The sequence below is a fragment of the Natrarchaeobius oligotrophus genome, assembly GCF_003841465.1.
GTDB lineage: Archaea > Halobacteriota > Halobacteria > Halobacteriales > Natrialbaceae > Natrarchaeobius > Natrarchaeobius oligotrophus.
This window is the reverse complement of the sequence record NZ_REFZ01000004.1, coordinates 319,437-342,351: the sequence shown is the minus strand read 5'-3', so window position 1 is coordinate 342,351 and position 22,915 is coordinate 319,437. Positions and strand designations below refer to the sequence as shown.

20 protein-coding genes and 1 pseudogene are annotated in these 22,915 nt (G+C 63.2%); 7 read left to right on the top strand and 14 right to left on the bottom strand.

Features of this window, described 5'->3' with window-relative positions; translation table 11 throughout:
* Window positions 1-307 precede the first annotated feature (307 nt).
* Both EA472_RS08370 and EA472_RS08365 read right to left on the bottom strand, forming a co-directional pair.
* A complete protein-coding gene (locus EA472_RS08370) occupies window positions 308-799 on the bottom strand; it encodes a hypothetical protein (protein ID WP_124191045.1) in 492 nt (163 codons plus the stop codon).
* A 12-nt stretch (window positions 800-811) separates the two neighbouring features.
* Entirely contained in the window at window positions 812-1,114 is a 303-nt protein-coding gene (locus EA472_RS08365) for a ribbon-helix-helix domain-containing protein (protein ID WP_124191065.1), read from the bottom strand.
* 252 nt (window positions 1,115-1,366) lie between these two features.
* Between EA472_RS08365 and EA472_RS08360 the strand changes: the two are divergent.
* Window positions 1,367-1,516 (top strand): annotated as a pseudogene (locus EA472_RS08360) (IS1595 family transposase); the annotation flags it as partial.
* A 254-nt stretch (window positions 1,517-1,770) separates the two neighbouring features.
* Here EA472_RS08360 and EA472_RS08355 read toward each other — a convergent pair.
* The 5 genes from EA472_RS08355 to EA472_RS08335 form a co-directional block, all read right to left on the bottom strand.
* Window positions 1,771-2,409, bottom strand: coding sequence for a hypothetical protein (locus tag EA472_RS08355; RefSeq protein ID WP_124191044.1), 639 nt, complete (start codon window positions 2,407-2,409; stop codon window positions 1,771-1,773).
* A 289-nt stretch (window positions 2,410-2,698) separates the two neighbouring features.
* Entirely contained in the window at window positions 2,699-4,780 is a 2,082-nt protein-coding gene (locus EA472_RS08350; protein WP_124191043.1) for a GAF domain-containing sensor histidine kinase, read from the bottom strand.
* 295 nt (window positions 4,781-5,075) lie between these two features.
* Complete coding sequence (locus tag EA472_RS08345) at window positions 5,076-7,433, bottom strand: ATP-binding protein (protein WP_124191042.1); 2,358 nt, start codon at window positions 7,431-7,433, stop codon at window positions 5,076-5,078.
* Window positions 7,434-7,653: 220 nt separating this feature from the next.
* Entirely contained in the window at window positions 7,654-8,148 is a 495-nt protein-coding gene (locus EA472_RS08340) for a universal stress protein (protein ID WP_124191041.1), read from the bottom strand.
* A gap of 60 nt (window positions 8,149-8,208) precedes the next feature.
* Window positions 8,209-8,640, bottom strand: coding sequence for a universal stress protein (locus EA472_RS08335; protein WP_124191040.1), 432 nt, complete (start codon window positions 8,638-8,640; stop codon window positions 8,209-8,211).
* Window positions 8,641-8,792: 152 nt separating this feature from the next.
* On the opposite strand from EA472_RS08335, the gene EA472_RS08330 reads away from it, so the two are divergent.
* Together EA472_RS08330 and EA472_RS08325 are read left to right on the top strand one after the other, a co-directional pair.
* Window positions 8,793-9,011: a hypothetical protein gene (locus EA472_RS08330; protein WP_124191039.1), complete on the top strand. Its 219-nt coding sequence runs from the start codon at window positions 8,793-8,795 to the stop codon at window positions 9,009-9,011.
* A 278-nt stretch (window positions 9,012-9,289) separates the two neighbouring features.
* Window positions 9,290-10,195 carry a transposase gene (locus EA472_RS08325; protein WP_243637802.1) on the top strand — a complete coding sequence of 302 codons (906 nt, stop codon included), beginning with the start codon at window positions 9,290-9,292 and terminating at the stop codon, window positions 10,193-10,195.
* Window positions 10,196-10,395: 200 nt separating this feature from the next.
* Here the strand turns inward: EA472_RS08325 and EA472_RS08320 are convergent, their stop codons facing one another.
* The 5 genes from EA472_RS08320 to EA472_RS08300 all read right to left on the bottom strand — a co-directional run bounded on the left by EA472_RS08320 (window position 10,396) and on the right by EA472_RS08300 (window position 15,045).
* Complete coding sequence (locus EA472_RS08320) at window positions 10,396-11,250, bottom strand: hypothetical protein (RefSeq protein ID WP_124191038.1); 855 nt, start codon at window positions 11,248-11,250, stop codon at window positions 10,396-10,398.
* Between the two features lie 40 nt (window positions 11,251-11,290).
* Window positions 11,291-11,941, bottom strand: coding sequence for a hypothetical protein (locus tag EA472_RS08315; protein ID WP_343205504.1), 651 nt, complete (start codon window positions 11,939-11,941; stop codon window positions 11,291-11,293).
* Window positions 11,942-11,983: 42 nt separating this feature from the next.
* Entirely contained in the window at window positions 11,984-12,487 is a 504-nt protein-coding gene (locus tag EA472_RS08310) for a hypothetical protein (protein ID WP_124191036.1), read from the bottom strand.
* On the bottom strand, window positions 12,484-13,572 hold the full coding sequence (locus tag EA472_RS08305; RefSeq protein WP_243637801.1) for a hypothetical protein: 1,089 nt from the start codon (window positions 13,570-13,572) through the stop codon (window positions 12,484-12,486). Before EA472_RS08305 ends, EA472_RS08310 begins: the two co-directional genes overlap by 4 nt.
* Before the next feature lie 162 nt (window positions 13,573-13,734).
* Window positions 13,735-15,045 (bottom strand): cobyrinic acid a,c-diamide synthase, encoded by a 1,311-nt coding sequence (locus tag EA472_RS08300; RefSeq protein WP_124191035.1) that lies wholly within the window; start codon window positions 15,043-15,045, stop codon window positions 13,735-13,737.
* 211 nt (window positions 15,046-15,256) lie between these two features.
* Here EA472_RS08300 and EA472_RS22430 point away from each other — a divergent pair, with 211 nt between their 5' ends.
* From EA472_RS22430 to EA472_RS08290, 3 genes are all read left to right on the top strand, one after another.
* A complete protein-coding gene (locus EA472_RS22430; RefSeq protein WP_165874853.1) occupies window positions 15,257-15,421 on the top strand; it encodes a hypothetical protein in 165 nt (54 codons plus the stop codon).
* A 61-nt stretch (window positions 15,422-15,482) separates the two neighbouring features.
* Complete coding sequence (locus EA472_RS08295; RefSeq protein WP_124191034.1) at window positions 15,483-16,634, top strand: acyl-CoA dehydrogenase family protein; 1,152 nt, start codon at window positions 15,483-15,485, stop codon at window positions 16,632-16,634.
* Window positions 16,635-16,820: 186 nt separating this feature from the next.
* Window positions 16,821-18,785 (top strand): PAS domain S-box protein, encoded by a 1,965-nt coding sequence (locus EA472_RS08290; RefSeq protein ID WP_124191033.1) that lies wholly within the window; start codon window positions 16,821-16,823, stop codon window positions 18,783-18,785.
* Window positions 18,786-18,791: 6 nt separating this feature from the next.
* Here EA472_RS08290 and EA472_RS08285 read toward each other — a convergent pair whose 3' ends face one another.
* Both EA472_RS08285 and EA472_RS08280 read right to left on the bottom strand, forming a co-directional pair.
* Window positions 18,792-19,364: a HalX domain-containing protein gene (locus tag EA472_RS08285; protein WP_124191032.1), complete on the bottom strand. Its 573-nt coding sequence runs from the start codon at window positions 19,362-19,364 to the stop codon at window positions 18,792-18,794.
* Window positions 19,365-19,589: 225 nt separating this feature from the next.
* On the bottom strand, window positions 19,590-21,557 hold the full coding sequence (locus EA472_RS08280) for a 3-hydroxyacyl-CoA dehydrogenase/enoyl-CoA hydratase family protein (protein ID WP_124191031.1): 1,968 nt from the start codon (window positions 21,555-21,557) through the stop codon (window positions 19,590-19,592).
* 115 nt (window positions 21,558-21,672) lie between these two features.
* Here EA472_RS08280 and EA472_RS08275 point away from each other — a divergent pair, with 115 nt between their 5' ends.
* Window positions 21,673-22,824 (top strand): acyl-CoA dehydrogenase family protein, encoded by a 1,152-nt coding sequence (locus tag EA472_RS08275; RefSeq protein ID WP_124191030.1) that lies wholly within the window; start codon window positions 21,673-21,675, stop codon window positions 22,822-22,824.
* Window positions 22,825-22,915 lie beyond the last annotated feature (91 nt).

Below are 22,915 nucleotides of genomic sequence, written 5' to 3'. Positions count from 1 at the left end.
GAGCAACTGCTCGATCTCTGCCGGTGATTTACCTTGTCGGTACAGCAGCGCACACGTGAGGCGTTTGATCGCCTTCGCATCAGTTTCCGTGCGCAGTTGCTGGCGCAACTGCTCCTCATCAACATCATCCAACTTTCCGCCCCACGTCGTCATGAGACTCTCTACGCGTCCAGAAGATATGAACTAGCCTGCTGATCCCTATGAGTCACTGCTCAGGAACTGTTCCACATGTAGATCTCAGTCACACAGACGAGCAACGCACCTGGATCAACAATCTCCTACGGAAGAACGACACTCCATTTCCCGGCTACTCGGTGAAAATGTCACGGGCTCTCCGGTAGATCGGTGACTCGAGCCAGTCACGGTTCTCCGCGAGCGTTTCTACCCGATCTACTGCGTCTTCGTTTTCCAGTACGTCGCGTTTGACCAGTGCGTTCAGTACGATCGGTGAGATTGCGACCGTGGCTGTGGTCAGGTTCTGGAGTTCGGGAAGCGCCCGAAGATCGTCCGAGATCAGGAAGTCGGCCTCGAGTTTCCGACAGCAAAGTATACACGTTGCTTCGCCGCTGTCGACCCGTGAAGACGTGAAATCCGGCTCTTGGACGGTGTGTACTGTGAAGCCCCGTCTCCGGTCAAGCACGTTCCTGGCGGCAGTACCGTGCACGTCGTCGTACCCCGCAGTATCTTCTACCTCCTTGATCACCGATTCAGTCGTATGAATATCAAACTCTTCGAGAACGAGTGAAAGACTGTCTGCGGTAGCCAGCGAGATAAGTGCGCTCGTGTCGGCGACAATCATTCTGGCGGGACCCTACAGGTCTGCGAGTTCGTCCGCAAGTCCGTCGCCCTGATCCAGGATGGTTTTGGAGGCCTGGACGGCTTCGGCATCCTGGCGGCCGACGAACTCTTTCAGGACGTCGAAACCGATCTGGTCGTCGAGGTAGAGTTCGACGACTGCCTCGTTGAACCGGTCGTCGTCCTCGATCTCTTCGAAGTATTCTCGGAGCGCTTCTTTGACGATCTCGGTCCTGTTCGTATGCGTTACTTCGGCTGCGATATCCGCCTTTTCGAGGAGTTCTTTCGGAAGCCGGAAGTTGACCCGTGTCGTTCCCACGTCGATCACCTGTACATACATTGTACCCACAGAGATAAAATTGCTTCCCCCTTCCTCCACCTCCTTCGATCCGGGAAAAGAACAAGCGCCTGAAATTACAGTATCAACAGCCCGGAGAATGCATCACCGCCGAACTGCGACGCACCGTTGTCAGAGATCAAAGAACGCTCTTCGGAAGCAGAGTATTGGTCGAACGGAGCTGGCGCTGTGAAAGCGTAGCGGGCAAAGGTGATGCATCAGCATCACTCCGCGATGTTCCCAGTTGACGTGTTTCGGTCGGAGGTGAGCGCCGCGAACCTGCTTGAGCAGGTTCACTGGCGCGAGGGCCTCCAGTACCCGCGCTGGCGGGCTGAATCGGTGATCAAGTACGGCAGCTATCGAGAGTATCAGCGGTATCGCTGCGGACGAGGGATTCGAATCACGCGAATCACAGCCCGCGCACCCGAACGCAGTGAGGTGAGCAGGACCGTCTCGCAGTCGGGTTCAAATCCCGGTCCGCGCATTGTCTCGCGAACGAATTCGTGAGCGACGGCAACCAGTGGTCTTCGCTCGAGCGAAAAAAGACGACGTCTCGTCGCGGTAGCACGACGGGTTCGCTACTGGTCTGACCGCCGCTCGTAGGGGTGCCGGCGAGCGACGACGGCGGGTATGTCGTATCAGCAGGGCAGGCTCTCGTGGCAGCTCGTCGTCAGTACCTCACAGCCGATTCGCGAGCCCTGCATGCAGCTCCCACCGATACACATGACGATCTCGAACAGCTCGACCTCGGGAGTGGGACAACCGTCCATATCGCAGTAGGGATCGTCGAGCGTCCAGCAGTCGCTGGCCGTGACCTCGTCTCCGTCGACGGTGAACACCTCGAGCGATCCGTCGCTCTCGTCGGTCGGTTCGACCAGTGCTCGCGTGCCGCCTGCCTCCGGATACACGTGCAGTTCAGTCGTGTACGCATCCGACTCGGTGACCAGGGCGATCCGAGGGACTGTCTCGCCGTCGACTTCGGCACGCTGGACCTGCGTGCCGGAACGACCGTATCGGGAGACGTTCCCTTCGGTCGGCTGGAGCGACGGGAGTGAGTCAGAATCGACGTACCCCTCCGCCTCGAGTTCCTCGAGTAACTGGTCGGCTTCCTCGTCCAGGACGCGCCGGATTCGATCCGCCGCCTCGTACTCGGCGAGCGAGACGTCGTCGTCGCTCGCGCTCGCCATGCCGCTTGCGATACCGAGGGTAGCCGCCGACGTGGACGCTGCTTTCAGCACGCTTCGTCGATCGATCGTGTAGGGACTGTCGTCGTCCATACCTCGCCCGAATTCCAATACGATGTGTAATAAATCTAATCTAGTATAGATTTAAATAATTAACGTTCAGTACATTGATGGGTACCCGTCGAACTCGAATCGTCAACGATCGCCGAACGAGAGACGTCGACGGCGTCTGCGGTCGATCGATGGACGGCCTCGAACGGCGACCGACGATGACGTCCACAGTGTCCCAATTTGCACCTCGAGCAGCTCGGACGCTCCGTCGTCGTCCGGGGCACCCGAGCCTGCCCGCGGGCGGGCCGAACCTGCCGGACGGCAGACCGCATCAGTCGGCCGCCGGAAGCGTAAACGAGAACGTCGACCCCCCGCCGGGCTCGGAGTCGACCCGGATGCTGCCGCCGTGGCGTTCGACGATTCGTCGACACAGTGCCAGTCCGATTCCGGTGCCGGAGTGTTCGTCCCGACTGTGGAGTCGTTGAAACACCTCGAAGATGCGATCCTGATCGTCGGGATCGATACCCACGCCGTCGTCGTGAACCGAGATGCGCCACAGTCGTCCTCGCTGCTCGGCGTCGACGCGAATCTCGGGTGATTCGTCCCCGCTGTAGGTGATCGCGTTGTCGAGGAGATTCTGGAGAACCTGTCGCAACTGGCTGGCATCGCCCTCCACGCGCGGAAGATCGCCGGTCGTGATCCGAGCGTCGCTTTCCTCGATCCGCATGCGAAGATCCTCCTGAACGTCCTCGACGAGATGTTCCAGATCCACCGGCTCGAACGGATCACCCTGCGTATCGACCCGCGAGTACTCGAGCAGCCCGTCGATCATCTCGCGCATTCGTTCGGCTCCGTCGACGGCGAACGCGAGGAACTCCTCGCCGTCGTCGTCGAGAACGTCGTCGTACCGACTTTCGAGCAACTGGAGGTAGCTCGTCACCATCCGCAGCGGCTCCTGGAGGTCGTGGGAGGCCGCGTAGGCGAACTGCTCTAACCGTTCGTTCGATTCCTCCAGTTCCACGACCAGCTCCTCGAGTTCCCGCTGGTAGTGCTGGCGCTCGAGTTCGTAGCTGAGCCACTGCGTAACCAGTCGCACGAACCTCGTTTCCGCGGGAGTAAACGGTCGGTCTCGGGAAGCGTCGTCGGCAAAGCAGACCGTTCCGTAGAGGTCGTCATCGACGTGAACTTTCCCGCCGACGTACGCGTCGAAATCCCACTGCTCGTAGGCTCGATCGTCCGCCCATCCCTCGGTGGGGACGTCGGCAAGAACCAGAAGGTCGTCGGACTCGATCGTGCGCCGACAGTACGTTTGCGACAGCGGCGCTACTGCGCCGGGGCGCAGGCGGTCGTCGTCACCGATCGCGTGCGTAATCTCGAAGCGGTTCTCGTCGGCGTCGATGTTCGCCACGAACCCAATTTCGAGTCCGAGTCGATCCTGGCCGAGCTCGAGTAAGCGATCGACCTTCTCTTCGAACGAACGGTTTCGGTCCGCGGTAATCTCGTAGAGTCGTTGCAGGGTCCGATTGTTCGCTCTGAGTTCCCGTTCCGTCTCCTTGCGCTCCGTGACGTCGCGGAAATACACCGATAAGCCGGTTTCAGAGGGGAACGCGTTAACTTCGAACCACGTCTCGAGCGGCTCGGGATAGTACAGCTCGAACGACGTCGCTTCTTGCGTTTCCATCGCTCGTTCGTACTCCGTTCTGAGCTTCGAGTCGTCCGCCCACTCGAACGTGTCCCAGACGTGTTCGCCGACGAGACCGTCCCCCGTGAAATCGATCAGCTCCTCGGCGCGGTCGTTGAGGTACGTGAACTCCCAGTTTTCGTCGAGCGCGTAGAACGCGTCCGAGATACGCCCGTACATCTCCTCGAGTTCGTCCCGCGTTTTCCTGCTCTCGATGGTCGACGCAAGCACGTTCGCGACGCTCGTGACGAAGTTGGTGTCGTGTTCCGAAAACTCCCGACGGTCGGTCGCGTACGTTCCCAGCATCCCCCACGGCTCCTCGAACGAGCCGATGGCGACGCTGATTCCGCTGACGACGTCGTGGCTGATGAGCAGCTCCGACCCGGAGAACCGGTCCTCGGTTCGGAGGTCGTCGACGATGATCGGTCGTTCGGAATGCAGCGTCTGGCCCGTCTGCGAGTCTCGTTCGGTCGACGCCGTTGCGCTCCCGACGAGACCGTCTCGCCACCCGACTCCCTGTCGAAGGAGGACGTCGTCGCCGCCGGGAAACAACTCGAAGACCGCCGCGTACTCGGCGTCGAGCGTCTCCGCGACGGCGGCCGCGGCGTCGTGCATCAACCGATCGAGATCGTCGGTCTCGAGCGCCTGCTGTCCGAGTTCGGCCACGACCTCCTGCTGGCGAATGCGGGTATCGACGTCCGAATCCGCATCCGGTCGAGGAGCAGAAGTCATTCACCCCCATTATCCGGTGATACGGTATAAGGTCTTCTGCGGCGAGAGAATACATCTTCTCGATCGTGACGGACAGGAATACGCGAGTATCTCGATTCGATACAGACGAATCTTGCGCACCACGTTGGGGGACGAGCGATACTGGCTGTCGTATCAATTCACCAGCACGGTCGTGAATCGTCCGCGGGTGCAGCCGAAATGGCATACAGCAGCTCGTATAGAAGGCACTCGAATCGACGTATCCCGCCACCACCCGGCGATCCGACCGAATTCGAGGTACCACGATCGGCGCAATTCAGTCGGCCGCCGGAAGTGTAAACGAAAACGTCGATCCCGCGCCGAGCTCGGAGTCGACCCACATGCGACCGCCGTGGCGCTCGACGATTCGTTGACAGAGCGCGAGCCCGATCCCGGTTCCGGAGTACTCGCCGCGGCTGTGAAGTCGCTGGAACACCTCGAAGATCCGATCCTGATCGTCTGGATCGATGCCGATCCCCTCGTCGTGAACCGAGATCGTCCACTTCCTGCCCCGCCGATCGGCTTCGACTCGAATTCGGGGCGGATCGTCCCCGCTGTAGGTGATCGCGTTGTCGAGGAGATTCTGAACGAGCTGACGCAGCTGGTTGGCGTCGCCTTCGACTCGCGGAAGCTCGTCGACGACGATTTCGGTGTCGGTCTCGCCGATCCGAACCTGTAGATCTGCCACCACCTCCTCGAAGACGCGGTTCAGATCGACCGGCTCGAGCGGATCGCCTCGCGAGTCGACCCGAGAATACTCGAGCAGCCCGTCGATCATCTCGCGCATCCGATCCGCGCCGTCGACGGCGAACGCGAGGAACTCCTCGCCGTCGTCGTCGAGAACGTCGTCGTACCGACTTTCGAGCAACTGGAGGTAACTCGAGACCATCCGCAGCGGCTCCTGGAGGTCGTGGGAGGCCGCGTAGGCGAACTGCTCTAACCGTTCGTTGGACGCCTCGAGTCTGTCGATCAGCTCCTCCAGGCGCTGCTCTCTGGCTTTGCGCTCGGTGACGTCTTGCAGCGCTCCGCGGAGCGTCACGACCTCGCCGTTTTCGACCTCGGGATCGCCCTGGATGCGGAGCCACCCGACGTCGCCCTTCGGCCTGGGAAACCGCGTCTCGACGTCGAAGGGCGTGCCGGACTCGAGGGCCTCCTCGATGGCGTTCTCGACGATCTTTCGATCCTCCTCGGTGTGGTAGACGTCGAGTGCCTCCTCGAGCGACGGCTGCTCGTCGTAGGAGACGTCGAGGAGGTCGAAGAGGTGATCCGACCAGTACGGTTCCATCGTCTCCGGATCGACCTCCCAGCCGGCGACCTCCGCGATGCGTTCGGTCTTGTTGAGGAGGTCGAGCGCCCGCTCGAGTTCGCGCTCGCGAGCCTTCCGCTCGGTGACGTCCTGGGCCATCGTCACGCCGCCGAACACCGCGCCTCCGTCGTCGGTGAGCGGGACGACGCGGACGACCCACTCCCGGTCGGCGTACTCGATCTCGACCGCTCGCGTCTCCCCGTCGAGGGCGGCGCGGAACGCGGCCTCGAGCGCGTCGCCGACCTCGTTTGGCCACACGTTCCGGACACGCTCGCCTTCGACGTGGTTCGGAGAGACCGGCAGGTCCTCGAACGCGCGACCGGCGGCGAGCGTGTACCGCAGGTCGGCGTCGAACATCGTGACGATCCCGTTCGGGAAGTTCTCCGCGAGCGTTCGGTATCGCTGTTCGGACTTTCTGAGCTGTCGCTCTCGCTTTTTACGCTCGCTGACGTCGCGGTCGGAGACGATGATCGAGACGACGTCATCGTCGTCGTTTTTCACCGGTCTGAAGTAGCCGCTGAGCGTGTAGCGCTCACCGTTCGGACGGGTGAGATCGGCCTCGAAGTCGACGTACTCGCCGGCCGCCGCGCGCTCGGTCCACCGCCTCACGTCGCTCTGGACGTCGTCTCCGTTTCCCCACCACGGCGTCTCCCAGAACGGTTCGCCGGTCACGTCGGAGAGCGTCGCGTCGACGTACTCCATCGCCGTCTCGTTGATGTCGACGACCGTCCCGTCCGGCTCGAGCAGCCCGACGAGGATGTTCGGGTCTTCGAAAATCGCTTCGAACCGCCGTTCGGTCTGCGTGTTCTCGACCGCCGATGCGAGGACGTTCGCGACGCTTTTGACGAAGTTCGCGTCGTGTTCCGTAAACTCCCGGCGGTCGGTCGCGTGCGTTCCCAGCACCCCCCACGGCTCCTCGACCGAACCGACGACGACGCTGATCCCGCTGACGACGTCGTGGTCGATCAGTAGCTCCGATCCGGAAAATCGTTCCTCCGTTCGGAGGTCCTCGACGACGACCGGTTCCTCCGAGAGCAGCGTGTACCCCGCCTGCGATCCCCGTTCGGTCGGTACCGTCGCATCGCCGACGAGACCGTCCTGCCAGCCGACGCCGCGTCTGAGCAAGAGTTCGTCTCCGCCGGGCAGCAACTCGAGGACTTTGGCGTACTCGTTGTCGAGCGTCTCCGCGACGGCGGCCGTGGCGTCGTGCATCAACCGATCGAGATCGTCGGTCTCGAGCGCCTGCTGTCCGAGTTCTGCCACGACCTCCTGCTGTCTGATCCGAGTACGAACGTCCGAATCGAGATCCGAATCCGGGGCCGATGGCATTTCCAAGAGACAACGCGTCCAGCGTCATAAGGACTTTTGCCGGCAGCGTTTTGGGCGTGTCCCCTCGAACCGTTCGTCGGCGGAAATCGGCGTTCGCAAGCGTGTTCGTCGTTTCTTCGTTCGTCTTCTCGTTCGATGCTGCGGTTCGGGAACGGGCAGTTTCCGTCGACCGCAAACGGGAGTCACTGCGTCGATACCGCTGTGAACGCCGACGGCGCGGTCACCCCGTCGTCGAGTCGATGTCCGCGAGATCGGTCGGATCGGCCTCGTCGCTGGGCTCGCGAACGACGTAGACGTCGTACCGCTGGTCGTTCGCCACCGGGCTGCCGACGCTCGACTGCGGTGCGATCACGGAGCCGGCGTTCTCCGAGCCGATGAAGACGACGCTAGCGTCGATCTCCCCGGCCACGCGGCGAATCTCGCGGACGACCTGTGTCGTCGCCGTCGCCGTCGGTTCGTCGGAACTCACCCGCTCGGTTCTGAACGTCGCTTCGGGTGCGACGGCTTCGGCCCGGGACCGAAGTCCCGACTCGATCGCGTCCGCGTCGAACGGTTCGCCCATCGTGATCCAGTTTCTGCTTCGCGCGTACTCTGCGTCGGCGGGAATCACCGTCAGCACGACCACTTCCTCCCCGAGGAGGTTGCCGAACGTCGATGCTCTGTCGAGGGCGTTCGTCGCTAGCTCCGATGCGTCAAACGGAACGAGTAGCGTCATACAGCTACCACACATGACATGCAGTGGTAAATGTTCGGCTCCGCCGTCGGTCGAATTCCGTTAGGAATCCGTTCCGACGACCACGACCGGGCGATCCGCCAGCCTGACGACCGCGTCGACGGTACTCCCGAGCAGCGAGCGTCTGAACTGGGACCGACCGCGCGAACCCACGACGATCGCGCCGACGTCGCGTTCGTCGGCGTAGGAAATGATCTCCTCGTGCGGGACGCCCGATCGAATCTCCGTTTCGACCGAGAGTTCGGCGTCGGCGGCGCGCTCGGCGAGTTCCTCGAGCGACGATTCGGCGTCTTCTCGCCGGCGTCGCTCGACCTCGGCCGGGTCGACGATCGCGTTGTCGTACTCGGTTCGGGACTCGAGGACGGCGATCGCGTACAGCGGGACGTCAAATCGATTCGCGAGTTCGACGCCGTGCGCTACCGCCGCGGACGCGTCGTCGCTGTGGTCGGTCGCCACGAGAATCGACTCGTACATATCCGTCCGTACGCCCCGTCGGCTGAAAGAACTGCCCCCGAATCGCGGGCCTCGATCGAGGAGCTTCACTCCGATTCGCGTCGCCGCGGTCTGTGGACGGCGGACGACGATCAGTGGGTACTAGTACCACGAATACCCAGAGAAACGTATCCATGACGGAGGAGGTACCGGTCAACCGATCCGATCTCGTCGCACTCGTCGTCGTCTCCGTGATCGGCGGAATCGTCCTCGCCAGCTGGCTGTTACCGCCCCAGCTCTCCCCGGAGTACCTCAACGCGATCATGGTCGCGTCGGTCATGCTGGCGTTCTTTCTGTTCATTCCCGTCATGGGCATTCGACTGTTCCTCGACGACCGGCGAGACGGCGGGTAGCCCGATCGTCGCCGACGTCTATCTTTAAACAGCGAGAGAATCCCGTCCTTTACAGTAGACGCCGAACCTAATTTGCGCCGTTGCTGGTAGGGTGGCTATGGTCAAGACAGTTGAAGCAAAACGGGTCTGTCGCGCCGCTTCAACCGTCGTTTACCCAGCGCTTGACTTTGGTATCAAACCCTGTGGGAGCTATACGAGAGAGGACTTCCAGAAAGTCCTCTCTCGTGTCGCCTTCGAACAAGAGTTTGCCGATACAGCTGGGAAAACGTGCCAACTCAATGACGGCTCGCAACGGGCTCGCAAAATCATTGCTCTACCATCTCCGAAACTTGAAGGCGGACGCCATCGACGACCAGTTCGATGGCGTCCGCGACGACCTCTTCGAGATTCTTCGGAAACAACGACTCTTGCCCGACTGTGTCGATGTTGCGATCGATCTCCACCAATGGCGGTTTTACGGCGACGCCGACACTGACCACGTCCTGATCACCTATCCCGACCAGGGAACCAATCGAACGTACTGTTTTGCGACGATCTGTATCGTCGCACCAGGAACGCGATTTACGCTTGACGTGTTGGCGCTGGAGGCGAACGGCTTTCGCGAAAAGCGCGAAGCCGTTCGCTCGCTGCTCGAAACGGCACGAGAGTACGTCTCGATCAGACACGTCTACCTCGACAGAGGTTTCTACCAAGTTCACGGCGTTGCGGAACTCGAACAGCTTGACGTCGACTACATCGTTCGTGCACGCCCGAGTAAGGGGATGAAAGCCCGTCTCAGCGTCGGCGCTGAGACGGTCGTCGATGACTATCTCATGCAACGAAAGCGTGCTCCGACTGCCTCAGTTGCAGTGACTGTGTTTGCCGTTCCACATCGATCAACCGAGGACGAGCACGTCTGGTTCGTCACGAATCTCGAGCTCGAAGCTGAGGCAGCGAAAGCGTACGCGGCGGCGGAACGCCGCCGCTGGGGAATTGAGACCTCTTACCGCCAGATCGGTGACTTTCTCCCGAGAACGTCGTCGCCGACGTTCTCGGTGCGGCTGTTCTACTTCTTGTTCGCGGTTTCGATGTACAATCTGTGGGTCCTCGCAAACGTGCTCGTCTCGGCTGGTGTAGTGCCCGATAAACCGCCGATCTCGACGCGTGTCTTCCACGAATTCGTCGTTGTGACTGACTACGGATAAGAGGATGATCGGTTCGACCGAGTTGATCGGTCGGAACGCCGCAACCGAGTGGAACCGCTCAGAAACGCCGCCAACAGCGGCGTTTCTTCGCTCTCTTTCTCGCGTGGATCGTTGGAGCGCTGCAATGCAAATGGTTGGACGACCAGCTTTGCTCGCCGTTCGCGTTGAATCGGCGTCTACCGTTTACGACGGGGAGGATGTCACTGGCGGTCCGGCATCGTCGAGAAGCGCCCGATCGATCGCATGTCCGCTCGATCCGACGGCGACCGAGCCACCGTGGAGTGACGGACGACACCCCTCGAGCCGCCGCTGCCGGTTCGCTCCCCGCCGAACGGAGAGCGCGAGTCGTCCTTCGCGTCGTCTTCGGCGACTTCGTCGCCGTCGTCCGCTCCATCCCGGTCGCCGTCGTCCTCGTCGCCGTCGTCCTCGTTCGTCGCGTTCGACCTCGCGTCCTCGAGTAGTTGCTGTAGCCTGTCGACGTCCTGTCCGAACTCCTCGACAGAGGCGGAGACGGCCGACCGAAGTCGATCCTCGAGGGCGTCGACGGCCGTGTCGCCGGGGTCGCTTTCGTCGTCGGCGTTCCCGTCATCGGCGTCCCCGTCCATCTGGCTATCGTCGTCTCCGTCGGCTGGCTCACCTCCCGAATCGCGTTCCGGTCGGTCGTCGCTCCGATCGCCGTCGCTCGCTTCCGTGCTCGTCTCTCGGAGTGAGCGACGAACCGCCTCGAGATCCGCCTGATCGGCCTCGCCCGCAAGCTTCGCGAGTCGCAGTAGTCGCTGTAGCGTCTCGACGCGCTCCGGATCCCCGCGAGCGATCGCGTCGGGGATCGATTCGGGCTCGCTTCCGTCCGAGAACGCGTCGAGGCCGACCGCCGCGAGCACCTCGTCGGGATCGGACTCGTCGACGATCGCGCGCGCCTCCTCGGCGGCTTTGAGGACGTCTCGGGCGCTTTCGTCGCCCGAATCGTCCGCCCGCTCGCCGGACGCCATCGATCCGCCAGCGACGTCCGCGTCGTCCAGTACGTCGCTCACCCGCTGGGATAGTTCTGTGCTCATCTGAATCGAAAGTGTGGACTCGTTCGACGCTCGTGGAGGATCAATCGCCCTCCGACTCCGCCGCTAGCTCTCGTTCGTCCGAGACGGTCTCGAGTATCTCGCCGGTCATCTCCTCCCGGCTGAGATTCGCCTTCACGTCGACGTCCTTGGCGATCGACTGCAGCTCCTGGTAGGACAACATTCCGAGGAAGTCCTCGAGCGTCTCCCGCTTGAGATCCTCGAGGTCGTCCGCCGACGGACCGGATTCTCCCTCGTCGCCATCGGCCGCGGCTTCCTCCTCGCCCTCATCCGTCTCTTCTTCCTCGTCGGCGGCTTCCTCTTCGTCGCTCGTATCCGCGTCTTCGTCGTCGGTCATCGCCTCCACCACCGACTCGAGCGGCTCTCTCGCACCGCTCTCGTCGATGGTGTCTCTGATCGCGTCCTTGACCGACGTCGCGAGCGCAGAGCGCAGCTCCCTGTCGTCGGCGTCCTCGTCCTCGAGCATCGCCGTCAGCGTCTCCTGTATCTCTCGACCGATCGACGCGCCGAGTTCTCGGCCGACGCGTTCGCCGACCGATCGTCCGACGGACGCACCGACTTCTCCGCCGTCGATTCCCTCCTCGATCGATCCGTCGCCGAGCACGTCGGCGACGTCGATCTGATCGCTGACTTCCTCGGTGACGAGCTGTTTCAGCTCCGATTCGTCACTCACGGCGATCACCTCGAGACGCGTCGAGTGATTCCAGCGGCACGATTACTCCTCCTCGCCACCGTCCTGATCGTCGGTTTCGTCATCCTCGTCGCTCGCCTCCGCGCTCGAGCCGTCGTCCGACTCCGTTTCGTCTTCGGCGGCGGACTCCTGTTCGTCCGCCGACAGTTCGTCGCCTTCGGCTGTCTCTTCGTCCTCGTCGTCAGCTTGCTGTTCGTCTTCGCCTTCGGCGGCTTCGTCTTCCGCCTCTTCGTCCTCGTCTTCGACCGATTCTTCCGCTTCCTCTTTCGAACCGAGCAGTTCGTCCATCACGAGCTCGCCGACCGTCTGGCCCAGGCGCTCGCCGATCGTCCGACCGATCGCGGCTCCGACCAGTCCGCCGATCGTCTGTCCCAGCGGCTCGTCGCCGTCGACCTGGTCTTCCCACTGGGTTCCTTCCACGAGCTGTTCGACGTCGACGTTGTCCGAAATCCGCCCGTAGTCGATTCGGTCGGTCAGTGATTTGGAACTCGATTCCGCTTCGGTCTCGGATGCTGATTCCTGGCTCATGAGCCTGCCTCCGCCTGGGATTCCGCGTCGGCTTCCGCCTCGTCGGTTGGTTCTTCGTCCGGTTCGAGCTGTTCGATCAGTTCGCGAGCGATCTCGCGAACGACGGTCGCCACGAGTTCCTCGATCGGGAGGCTCGGAACGAGCGACGCGAGTCGCTCCTTGAGCCAGCCGCCGATCGCCGACGGGAGAGACCGAAGCCACGAGCCGATCGAACGGAGTACGCCGCCGTCGCTCGTTCCCTCATCCTCTCCGCTTTCACCGTCGTCGCCTCCGATCCCGAGGCCGACGTCGGGTCCGAGGTCCTCGGTGAGACCGCTCGCCCACTCTCGAGGCTTCCCGAGCAACCCGGCGAGGCGCTCTTTGATCGAACTCGCCAGCCCGACGAGCAGTTCCTTCGGCTTTCCGAGCAGCGACTTCACGCGATCCATAACGGCAGAGGGGCCGTCCAACAGTCCCGTGACCGTCGACAGGAGGTTTCCGAGCAGGTTGTTCTCCCCCGGACGGGCCGAGACGTCGAGCGTCACCGGATTCAGGTTCACCTCGAGGCCGAGCAGGTCGAGAAAGAGCCCGTCCAGATCGAGGTGGAGCACGCCCGACGCCTCGTCGTCTTCGTAGACGTCTTCGGCGTCCTCGACGTGGTACTCGTCCTCCTCGTCCGCTCCCTCTTCTGCTTCGTCCTCTTCATCCGCCCCCTCTTCTGCTTCGTCTTCCTCGTCCGCTTCGTCTTCCGCCTCATCGGTCGAGTCCTCGGACTCCGACTCCGTCTCGTCGGGGGATTCTTCTTCGCTTTCGTCGGTCGACTTCTCTTCGTCGTCAGCCGATTCCTCCGCACTTTCGTCGTCAGCCGATTCATCTGCACTTTCGTCCTCAGCGCCGCCTGCATCGCTCTCGTCGGAGCCGTCGCTGGCCTCGGTCTCGTCGGATTTCTGTTCGTCCTGTTCGACTGCCGACTGGCCGCCATCTGTCATCGCTCGAGGCGGCCTCGGCGGCCCCGGATCGGTTCCGAAACGACTCGAATCGTCGCCGTCAGCGGCGGTGGGTTCCGATCGCCTCTCGGTCCCGCCGTCTTCTTGTCCCGCGGTCATTATCCGGGAACACGAACGAGAGAAAGCGTTGTGGTGGTTTGCCTTGCGTGTGCGACCGTTTTGGGATTGGAGGGAAACGAAAGCGATCGGGAGAAGACGAATCGAAAATCAGCCGTAGACGACGGTCCGCGAGACGAGAGCTGACTGGGCGGTTCGACCGCCTCACCGCGAGACGGATTCGAGAAACCGATCGAACGCACCGCTTTCGGCGTGGACGTGGGCGTAGGTGCCGAGCGATTCGTGCTCGAGGAGACCGTCGTGGGTGCCGTCGATGCCGTCCCCGCGGACGGTCTCGAAAGCGAACCGGGCGTCGTCGTCCACGTCGGCGCTCGAGTAGTGAAACTCGTGGCCCCGAAGCCGCTCGCCCCGCCCGGCGGTGAGCGTCGCGTCGGTCGCCTCGAGTTCGACGTGATTCAGCGCCTGGTAGCGGTCGTGCATCGTCACGTCGGCCGGCAGAATGTCCGCCATCTCGTACCGGTCGCCGTCGGTCGTCGTCAACGATCGACTCATCGCCATCAATCCGCCACACTCGCCGAAGACGGCCAGTCCCTCGCCGGCTCGATCGCCCAGTTCCGCGAGCGTCCCGGTCGCCTCCAGGTCGTCGGCGTGCAGTTCGGGGTAGCCGCCCGGCAGGTAGACGCCGTCGCAGTCGGGAACCGGATCGTCAGCGATCGGCGAGAACGAGACCACGTCGGCGCGCTCGCGCAGCCGTTCGATCGTCGCCGGATACCGAAAACAGAAGGCGGCGTCGCTGGCGACGGCGATCCGGGCGTCGGTCGATCCGGCGACCGAATCGGCCGCCGCGTCCGGGCGAGGCGGCTCCGTCGCGACTTCGGCCAACCGTTCGGCCTCGAGCGTCTCGGCCGCCTCGCGTAGCGCCTCGGACGGAAGCGCCGCTTCGTCGCCCATCTCGAGGCCGAGGTGTCGATCGGGTATCTCGAGGTCGCCGCTCGGCGGAATCCGGCCGAAGTACGTCAGCCCGTCGGGTAACGCCTCGCGGATGCCCGCCTCGTGGCGACCGCCGTGGGCTCGCTGGGCGACGATCCCCGCCACTTCGACGTCGCGACCGATCGCGTCGGCGTACTCGCGAAAGCCGAGCGCGGTCGCTGCGACGCTTTCCATCCCCGCGGCGGCGTCGACGACGAGCACGACCGGAACCTCGAGCGCCTCCGCGACCATGGCGGTGCTCGAGCCGTCGCCGTCGTACAGTCCCATGACGCCCTCGACGACGCAGACGTCGCCCTCGCCGCGGTAGTAGTTTCGCCGGAGTCCGTCGGTTCCCTGGAGCCAGACGTCGAGCGTTCGAGACGGTCGATTCGCGACGGCCTCGTGGTGGCTCGGATCGATGAAGTCGGGGCCGGCCTTCGCGGGCTGGACGTCGTAGCCGGCGTCCTCGAGCGCCCGAACGATCGCGAGCGCCGCGACCGTTTTGCCGACGCCGGAGCGGACGCCGCCGAGGACGAATCCCCTCACGACGCTCGCCCCGTTCGGCCGGAAACCGCCCGAGCGATGCCGAGTTCCGGAAGCGTCTCCAAACCGATCGAACGTGCTGAGTGTGCCATCGTTGTACGTCGATTCGAACCGTCGAACTTGAAGCCGTCGGTGGCCCGGTCGGCCGGCGGGACGGACGGATTCGACCGACGAATTTACGTGTGCGAATCGGTTACGCCCGGCCCCGACGACGATGACCCAATCCGACGGAACCCAGACCGAACGTCACCTTCGAGCGGCGCTTCGACACCTCGAGCGGGCTCGGGACGGCGATCTCCGAAAGACGAACGACGCCGCCATCGAAGAGGTATCGAACACCGTTGCGACCGTCCTCCGCGAGCACGAACAGGACGGCTAGCGGTCCGGGACGATCCGCCTCACCCACGAGCTATTTTCCCGTCGCCGTGGAGAGTGGCGGTATGGAGTTGCTCGACGACACCATCGTCCCCGAGCGCGCCCACGACGTCAAAGCCCGAGCGCGGGAGTTCGCACGCGAACACATCGAACCGAACGCGAAAGAGTACTTCCAGTCGGGCGAGTATCCCCACGAGGTGCTCGAGGCGGGTCAGGAGGCGGGTCTCGTCGCGGCGGACATCCCGGAGGAGTGGGGTGGCCGGGGACTGGATCTGTCGCAGTTGCTCGCGATCACCGAGGAGTTCTACCGAGCGGACGCGGGAATCGGGCTGACGCTCCAGCTCGCGAGTTTCGGCTGCGAGATCACCTACGAGTACGGCTCCGAGAAACAGTGCGAGGAGTACATCCGCCCGGTCGCGGAGGGCGAGCAGCTCTCGGGGCTCGCCGTCTCCGAGCCCGAGACCGGCAGCGACCTCGCGGGCATGGAGACCAGCGCGGAAAAGGACGGCGACGAGTACGTTCTCGACGGCGAGAAGTACTGGATCGGTAACGGCGTCGAGGCCGACTGGGTGACCCTGTACGCCCGAACGGGCGACGACGAAACCAACCGGTACGGGAACCACTCGATGTTCATCGTCCCGACGGACGCGGACGGTTACGAGGCCGAACACATCCCCGAGAAAATGGCGATGCGAGCCTCGAAGCAGGCCCACATCACGCTCGAGAACTGTCGTATTCCCGAGGAGAATCTGATCGGAACGGAGGGTGCGGGCTTCTGGATGCTCGCGGAGTTTTTCAATCACGGTCGCGTCGTCGTCGCGGGCCACGGCCTGGGACTCGCCGCCGCGGCCATCGAGGAAGCCTGGGAGTTCACCCACGACCGCGAGGAGTTCGGTCGAACGATAAACCAGTTTCAGGCGGTCCAACACGGTCTCGCTGACATGCTGATCGACTTCGAGAGCGCTCGAGCACTCACGTGGCGCGCGTGCGAAAAAGTCGAAGGCGGAGCGAACGCGGGCTACTGGGCGGCGATGGCGAAGACGAACGCCACCGAGACGGCCGTCTCGGTCGCCGAACAGGGGATGCAGTTTCACGGCGGGCGATCCGTCCTCGACGACCGCCGGATCGCCAGGGTTTACCGCGACGCTCGCGTGCCGGTGATCTACGAAGGCGCCAACGAGGTCCAACGAAACCTGGTCTACAGGCAGTCGCCGTGACGCCACCCAACAGTGTGCGACGACAACACAGTGTGGCCAACAGATTCACGGTTCGGAGCGTCAACTGTGCATAATCAGCGACGGCCGGGACGACGCAGTTTTCCTCGCCGTCGAAAGCGTCCGACGAAAACGGAACCGACAGGCAGGTAACACGAGCCGAGCAATGACCGAACACAGGAGATCAGTATGAGTCGACCGCGCGTCCTCTGTGCGAGCGCCGATCGAACGACGCGAGCGTCGATCACGCTCTCGCTGACGGACGCACCGGTCGACGTCGTGATCGCTCACGGATCGTCGGACGCCGTCGCCCGTCTCGAGGGGGAGTCGATCGACGCGGTCCTCGTCGACGGACGGACGATCGAGGACGTTCCGACCATCGTGAGTACGGTCCAGACGATCGAATCGGACGTCCCCGTCTTCGTTCACTGGACCGACGGAGACGACGCCGTCGCGGTCCTCGACGAGGTGAACGTGGAGACCGACGACGGCGGGTCGGCCAGTCGTATCGCGGACGTCGTTACGGCCCGGATCGAAGCCGGAACCGAACCGGCGGTCACGGAGCCAGTCGATGCGATCGACGCTCAGCCGGCGGACGAACGCGAACGGATCGTCGACGCGGTCAGACGGGAGTTGGCCGACGTCCGCTCTCCGCTCACCGTCGAGCGGGTCCTTCGGGAGGCGTTCACGGCCAGCAGCCGATTTCTGTTCGCCTGGGTCGGCGAGTACGACCGCGGCGAGCGAGAGATCGTTCCGTGGCTCTCGGCGTCCGCCGAGATGGAGTGTCCGCTCCGGCGAACGTTCGCGGTCGGCGACGACGAATATCCGTTGCTCGATCGAGCGATCCGCAGCCGATCGCTCCAGGTCGCACAGCCACTCGAGAACGATCTCGACGGCGTCCCCTTCGGCTCTCGAACGCGCGAACGCGGCGTCGAGGCGGTCGCCGTCGCGCCGTTGACCTCGAGCGGGGAACGCTACGGCGTCTTCGTCGTCTACGCACTCGAGGCGCTATCGGGTGCCGATAGAGACGCGATCCGGTCGGCGGCGGACGTCGCCTCGCACGCGCTCGAGACGATCGCGGTCCACGGTCGACTCGAACAGCGCGAGCGTGCGCTGCAGCGCTACGAACAGCTCGTCGAGACGGCGGGCGACGGAATGTACGTCTTCGACGACGAGGGCCACTTCATGACGGTCAACGACGCGCTCGTCGAGATGACCGGCTACAGTCGCGAAGGGCTCCTCGGAGAGCACGCCTCGATGCTGGTCGACGACGAAAGCGTCGAGGCCGGGGAAGAGACGATTCGGTCCCTGCTCGACGCTAATCCCGATCGAACGACCGACACGGTCGAGCTTTCCCTCGAGACCAAAGACGGCGAGACGATCCCCTGTGAGGCCCAGGTCGCGATCATCGTCCGGGACCAGACGTTTCTCGGATCCGTCGGCGTGGTCCGCGACATCACCGAGCGAAAGCGTCGGGAACGAAAACTTCGACAGCGAAACGAACGCCTCGACGCGTTCGCACGGATCGTCAGTCACGACCTGCGAAATCCGTTGAGCGTCTCACAGGGCTATCTCGACGTGATCGAGGAAACCGATTCGCTCGAACACGTAGAGAACGTCCGGGGCGGCCTCGATCGAATGGAGTCGATCATCGAGGACGTCCTCGCGATCGCCAGGGGCGGAGAGTGGGCGTCCGAGATCGAATCGATCGACCTCGAGAGCGCGGCCGATGACGCCTGGGAGCACGTCACGACCGATCGGGCGGAGCTGTCGGTCGCGGAGACGATGACCGTCGAGGCGGACAGACCGCGGTTGCTTCGGCTGCTCGAGAACCTCTTTCGGAACGCGATCGAACACGGTCGGTCCGGATCGGACTCGACGGTCAGGGTTCGGATCGGTTCGCTCGAATCGGACGACGGCCACCGCAGTGGATTCTACGTCGAGGACGACGGTGACGGCATTCCGGACGACGTCAAAGAGACGCTGTTCGACCCGTCCGTCTCCTCGTCCGCGGCCGGACTCGGAATCGGCCTCTGGGTGGTCAGAGAGGTCGCTACCGGACACGACTGGTCGGTTACCGCAGTCGAAAGCGAAAGCGGCGGGGCGCGATTCGAGTTCGAATTCGACGACTCGTCCTCGAACGGCGATGCTTGAGGGATACTAGTTTTCGGGTTGAATGTCCTGGAACGCGCCGACGAAATCGTCGTGGGTCGACAGTCCCGAGACGCCGTCGTCGACCCGTCGTTCGAGGTCGTCGATGCGATCGCAGAGCTCCTGGTACTCCTCGTTCGCAGCGAGTTCGCGTTCGGCCTTCTCGGACTCGAGCAACGCCTTCTTCGAGACGAGCGCGTAATACTCCAGAATGTCCGATTCGTACTCCGAGCGACTCGACACGTCCTCGACGATGTCGAGAAGCTCGTCCTTCGAAACCGGCTTGACGAGGTAGTCGTCGAAGCCCATCTCGATGATGTCGAAGTCGGGGTCGACGGCCGTCACCATCACGACCCGGCTATCGTACTCGTTCTCGCGGATGGATTCGAGGACGTCGTCGCCGGAGAGTCCCGGCATTCGCCGATCCAGCAGGACGACTTCGACCGAATCCGACATCTTCGCGAGCGCCTCCTCGCCGTCGTAGGCCGTGTCGACCGCCCACTCCGTCTCGAGCCACGTGGCGAAGAGATCCGCGAGGCGGGCCTCGTCGTCGACGACGAGGACGTCTAGCCCGTCACTCACTGGGAACCCCCTCCGTTCTCTTCATCGATTACAGCCACGGGTCACCAATGGTACCTCTTGGTGATAAATCTCGCGACCAGCTATCATGTCGTCTATAGTTCCCGACCTTTTACTTACGGCAACGGTAGTAATTTCTATTCGATTCAGCGAGGTGCCGGATTCGCGACGGAGGATTCGGCTCGAGGAGACTCGGTCAGAGAGATCGAGTTCGCGGTCCGACGGTCGCTACTTTCCTTCGAACTGCGGTTCGCCGTCACCCATGAAGGCGGTGATTCCCTCCATCAGGTCGTCCGTCGCCATCAGGTGACCGAACGCGGAGGCCTCGTACTCGAGGCCGGCGTCGGTATCGTCGCGGCCGGCGGCCATCGCGCGCTTGGTGAACTGCTGGGCGATCGGCGGACCGGCCGCCAGGTCGGCCGCGAGCTCGAGCGCGCGCGCTTCGAGGTCGTCGTTGTCGACGACTTCGTTGACGAAGCCGTACGACTCCATCGTCTCCGCGTCGTAGCGCTCTGCGGTGAGGATGATCTCTTTCGCTCGCCCCTCGCCGACGATGTGTCTGAGACGCTGCGTGCCGCCCCAGCCCGGAATGAGTCCGAGGTTGAGTTCCGGCTGACCGAACTCCGATCGCTCGCTCGCGATGCGGATGTCGGCGCAGGTGGCCAGTTCCATCCCGCCGCCGAGACAGTAGCCGTCGACGCCGGCGACGACCGGCATCGAGCACGACTCGAGTTTGCCGAACGTCGACTGACCCTTTCGCGAGAGCTCCTGAGCGTCGAGCGGGTCCGCACCGCTGGCCATGCTCTGGACGTCCGCGCCGGCCGAGAACGCTTTTCCGCCCTCTCCGGTCAGGAGCAGACAGCGGACCTCGTCGTCGTCGTCGAGCAGTTCGATCGCGGTCGCGAGTTCGTCGAGAAGTTCGTCGCTGATCGTGTTCATCCGGTGGGGCCGGTCGACGACGACGTGGCCGACCATCTCGTCCGGATACTCGACGCGAATCGTCTCGAACTCGACGCCGTCCTCGTCGTCGACGTCGTAAAATCCGCCCTCGGCGGCGCGTTCGGCCAGGTAGTCCGCGGGCTCGTAGCGTTCGTGATCGGTCTCCTCGTACGCCTCCTCGAGCGTCTCGTGCAGCTCCTCGAGGCCGTACTCGTCGACGAGTTTGACCGGTCCGTCGGGGAAGCCGGCCCCGAGCTTGACCGCCTCGTCGATCGACTCCGGCGGCGCGACGTCGCCGCCGATCAGCTTCGCCGTCTCGTTGGCCATCGTCGCCAGCAGCCGTCGCTCGACGAACTCTGACCCTTCGTCCGTCGGGATCTGGGCGCCGTCGCCGTCCTCGTAGTCGTAAAATCCCGACCCGGTCTTCTTTCCGAGCGCTCCGGCCTCGACTTTCTGCTCGAGTAACGGGGCGGGTTCGTAGGCGTCGCCGAGCACGTCGTGCATGTACTCGAGGACGTGGTAGCTGATGTCGTTGCCGACTTGGTCGCCGAGTTCGAACGTCCCCATCGGCAACCCCATCTCGTACTTGGTCGTCGAATCGACCTCCGCCATAGTCGCCTCGTCTTCGCCGACGAGCCACGCCGCTTCGTTCATCAGGGGCACGAGAATTCGGTTGACGATGAACCCGGGAGAGTCCTTGTGGACCCGAACCGGCGACTTGTCGAAGTCTTCCGCGAGCGATTCGACCAGTTCGAGGGTCTCCTCGGCGGACTCCGCACCCGAGATCACTTCGACCAGCTGCATCCGAACTGGCGGATTGAAAAAGTGCATCCCGCAAAACCGTTCCGGGCGCTCGGTGACCGCCGCGAGTTCGGTGACCGAGAGGCTCGAGGTGTTCGTCGCGAAGATCGCGTGATCGGCGGCGTACTCCTCGAGTTCGCCGTAGACGTCCTTTTTGATCGACATCTTCTCCGGGACGGCCTCGATGACGACGTCGGCGTCGGCGACTGCCTCCTCCATGTCGACCAGCGGCGTCACGCGCGCTAAGGCGTCCTCAGCGTTCTCCTCGGAGAGCTGGCCCTTCTCGGCCAGCTTGTTCAGCGACCACTCGATCTGGTCGTAGCCGTCCTGGACGAACTCCTCTTCGATATCGCGCATGTTCACGTCGTAGCCGGCCATCGCGGCGACTTCCGCGATTCCGTGGCCCATATTCCCGGCACCGAGAACTGCGATGGTGTTGATATCTTCGATCTCCATGGTCGAACATGCAATGCGCTCGGTTTTGAACGTTTCCCTATCTGCTAAAGAAAACTACAATTCAGTTTATGTCTGGTTACAAAGATCTTTATCGATCCCAAAGGTAGGTGGTCACATGGACTTCGCGCTGTCCGACGAACAACGACAGATCCGCGACGAGGTACAGCGGTTCGCCGAAAACGAGATCGTTCCCGTGGCCGGCGAGTACGACGAAGCGGAAGCGTACCCCCACGACGTCGTCGAGAAAGCCGCCGAGATGGGACTGACCGGCGCGTACATCCCGATCGAGTACGGCGGTGCCGGCTACTCGATCCTCGATACGGCAATCATCACCGAGGAACTCTTCTCGTACGATCCCGGCATCGCGCTGTCGATCGTCTCGACGTCGTTCGGCTGCGAGGCGATCATGAACTTCGGGACCGAAGACCAGAAAGAGCGATTCCTCGAGCCGGTCGCGCTCGGAGAGAAGATTTCGGGCGCTGCGATCTCGGAACCCGATACCGGCTCCGACGTCTCGTCGGTCTCGACGCGGGCGGAGAAAGACGGCGACGAGTGGGTGATCAACGGCAACAAGATGTGGATCACCAACGGAACGGTCGGGGACTTCTTCGTCGTCCTCTGTGAGACGAACCCGGACGCGCAAGGACGGTACAACGGCTTCAGTCAGATCGTCGTCGAGTCGGACCGCGACGGATTCTCGACCGAGAAGATCACCGGCAAACTCGGCATCCGCGCCTCCGACACCGCAGAACTCGTCTTCGACGACGTCCGCGTTCCCGAGGAGAACCTCGTCGGAACGCGAGACGCCGCGTTCATGCAACAGATGCAATTTTTCGACGAAACGCGGACCGCCGTAGCGGCCCAGGGCGTCGGCATCGCCAAGGGTGCCAACCGCGCCGCCCTCGAGTACGCCCAGGACCGCGAACAGTTCGGCAAGCCGATCTCGGAGTTCCAGGCGATCCAGCACAAGCTCGCGGAGATGGCCACGAACACCGAGGCCGCACGCAACCTGACGTACAAGGCCGCCTGGAAGGTCGACCAGGGCGAAGACATCACCAAACTCGCGTCGATGGCCAAGGAGTTCGCCTCGAGGATCGCCGTCGAGGTCGCGGACGAAGCGGTCCAGATCCACGGCGGCGCGGGCTACGTCGACGACTTCCCCGTCGAACGATTCTACCGCGACGCCAAGATCACCCAGATCTACGAGGGGACGACCGAAATCCAGAAGAACATCATCGCCCGCGAGATGCTCGGAAAAGGGTTCTAGTTCGCTCGATTTCCCACTCGAGGACCCGTTCGATGTGCCGTCCGCGTTCTTCGCATTCCACTCGCGCTTTCGCCGGATGGGCGCGCTATCG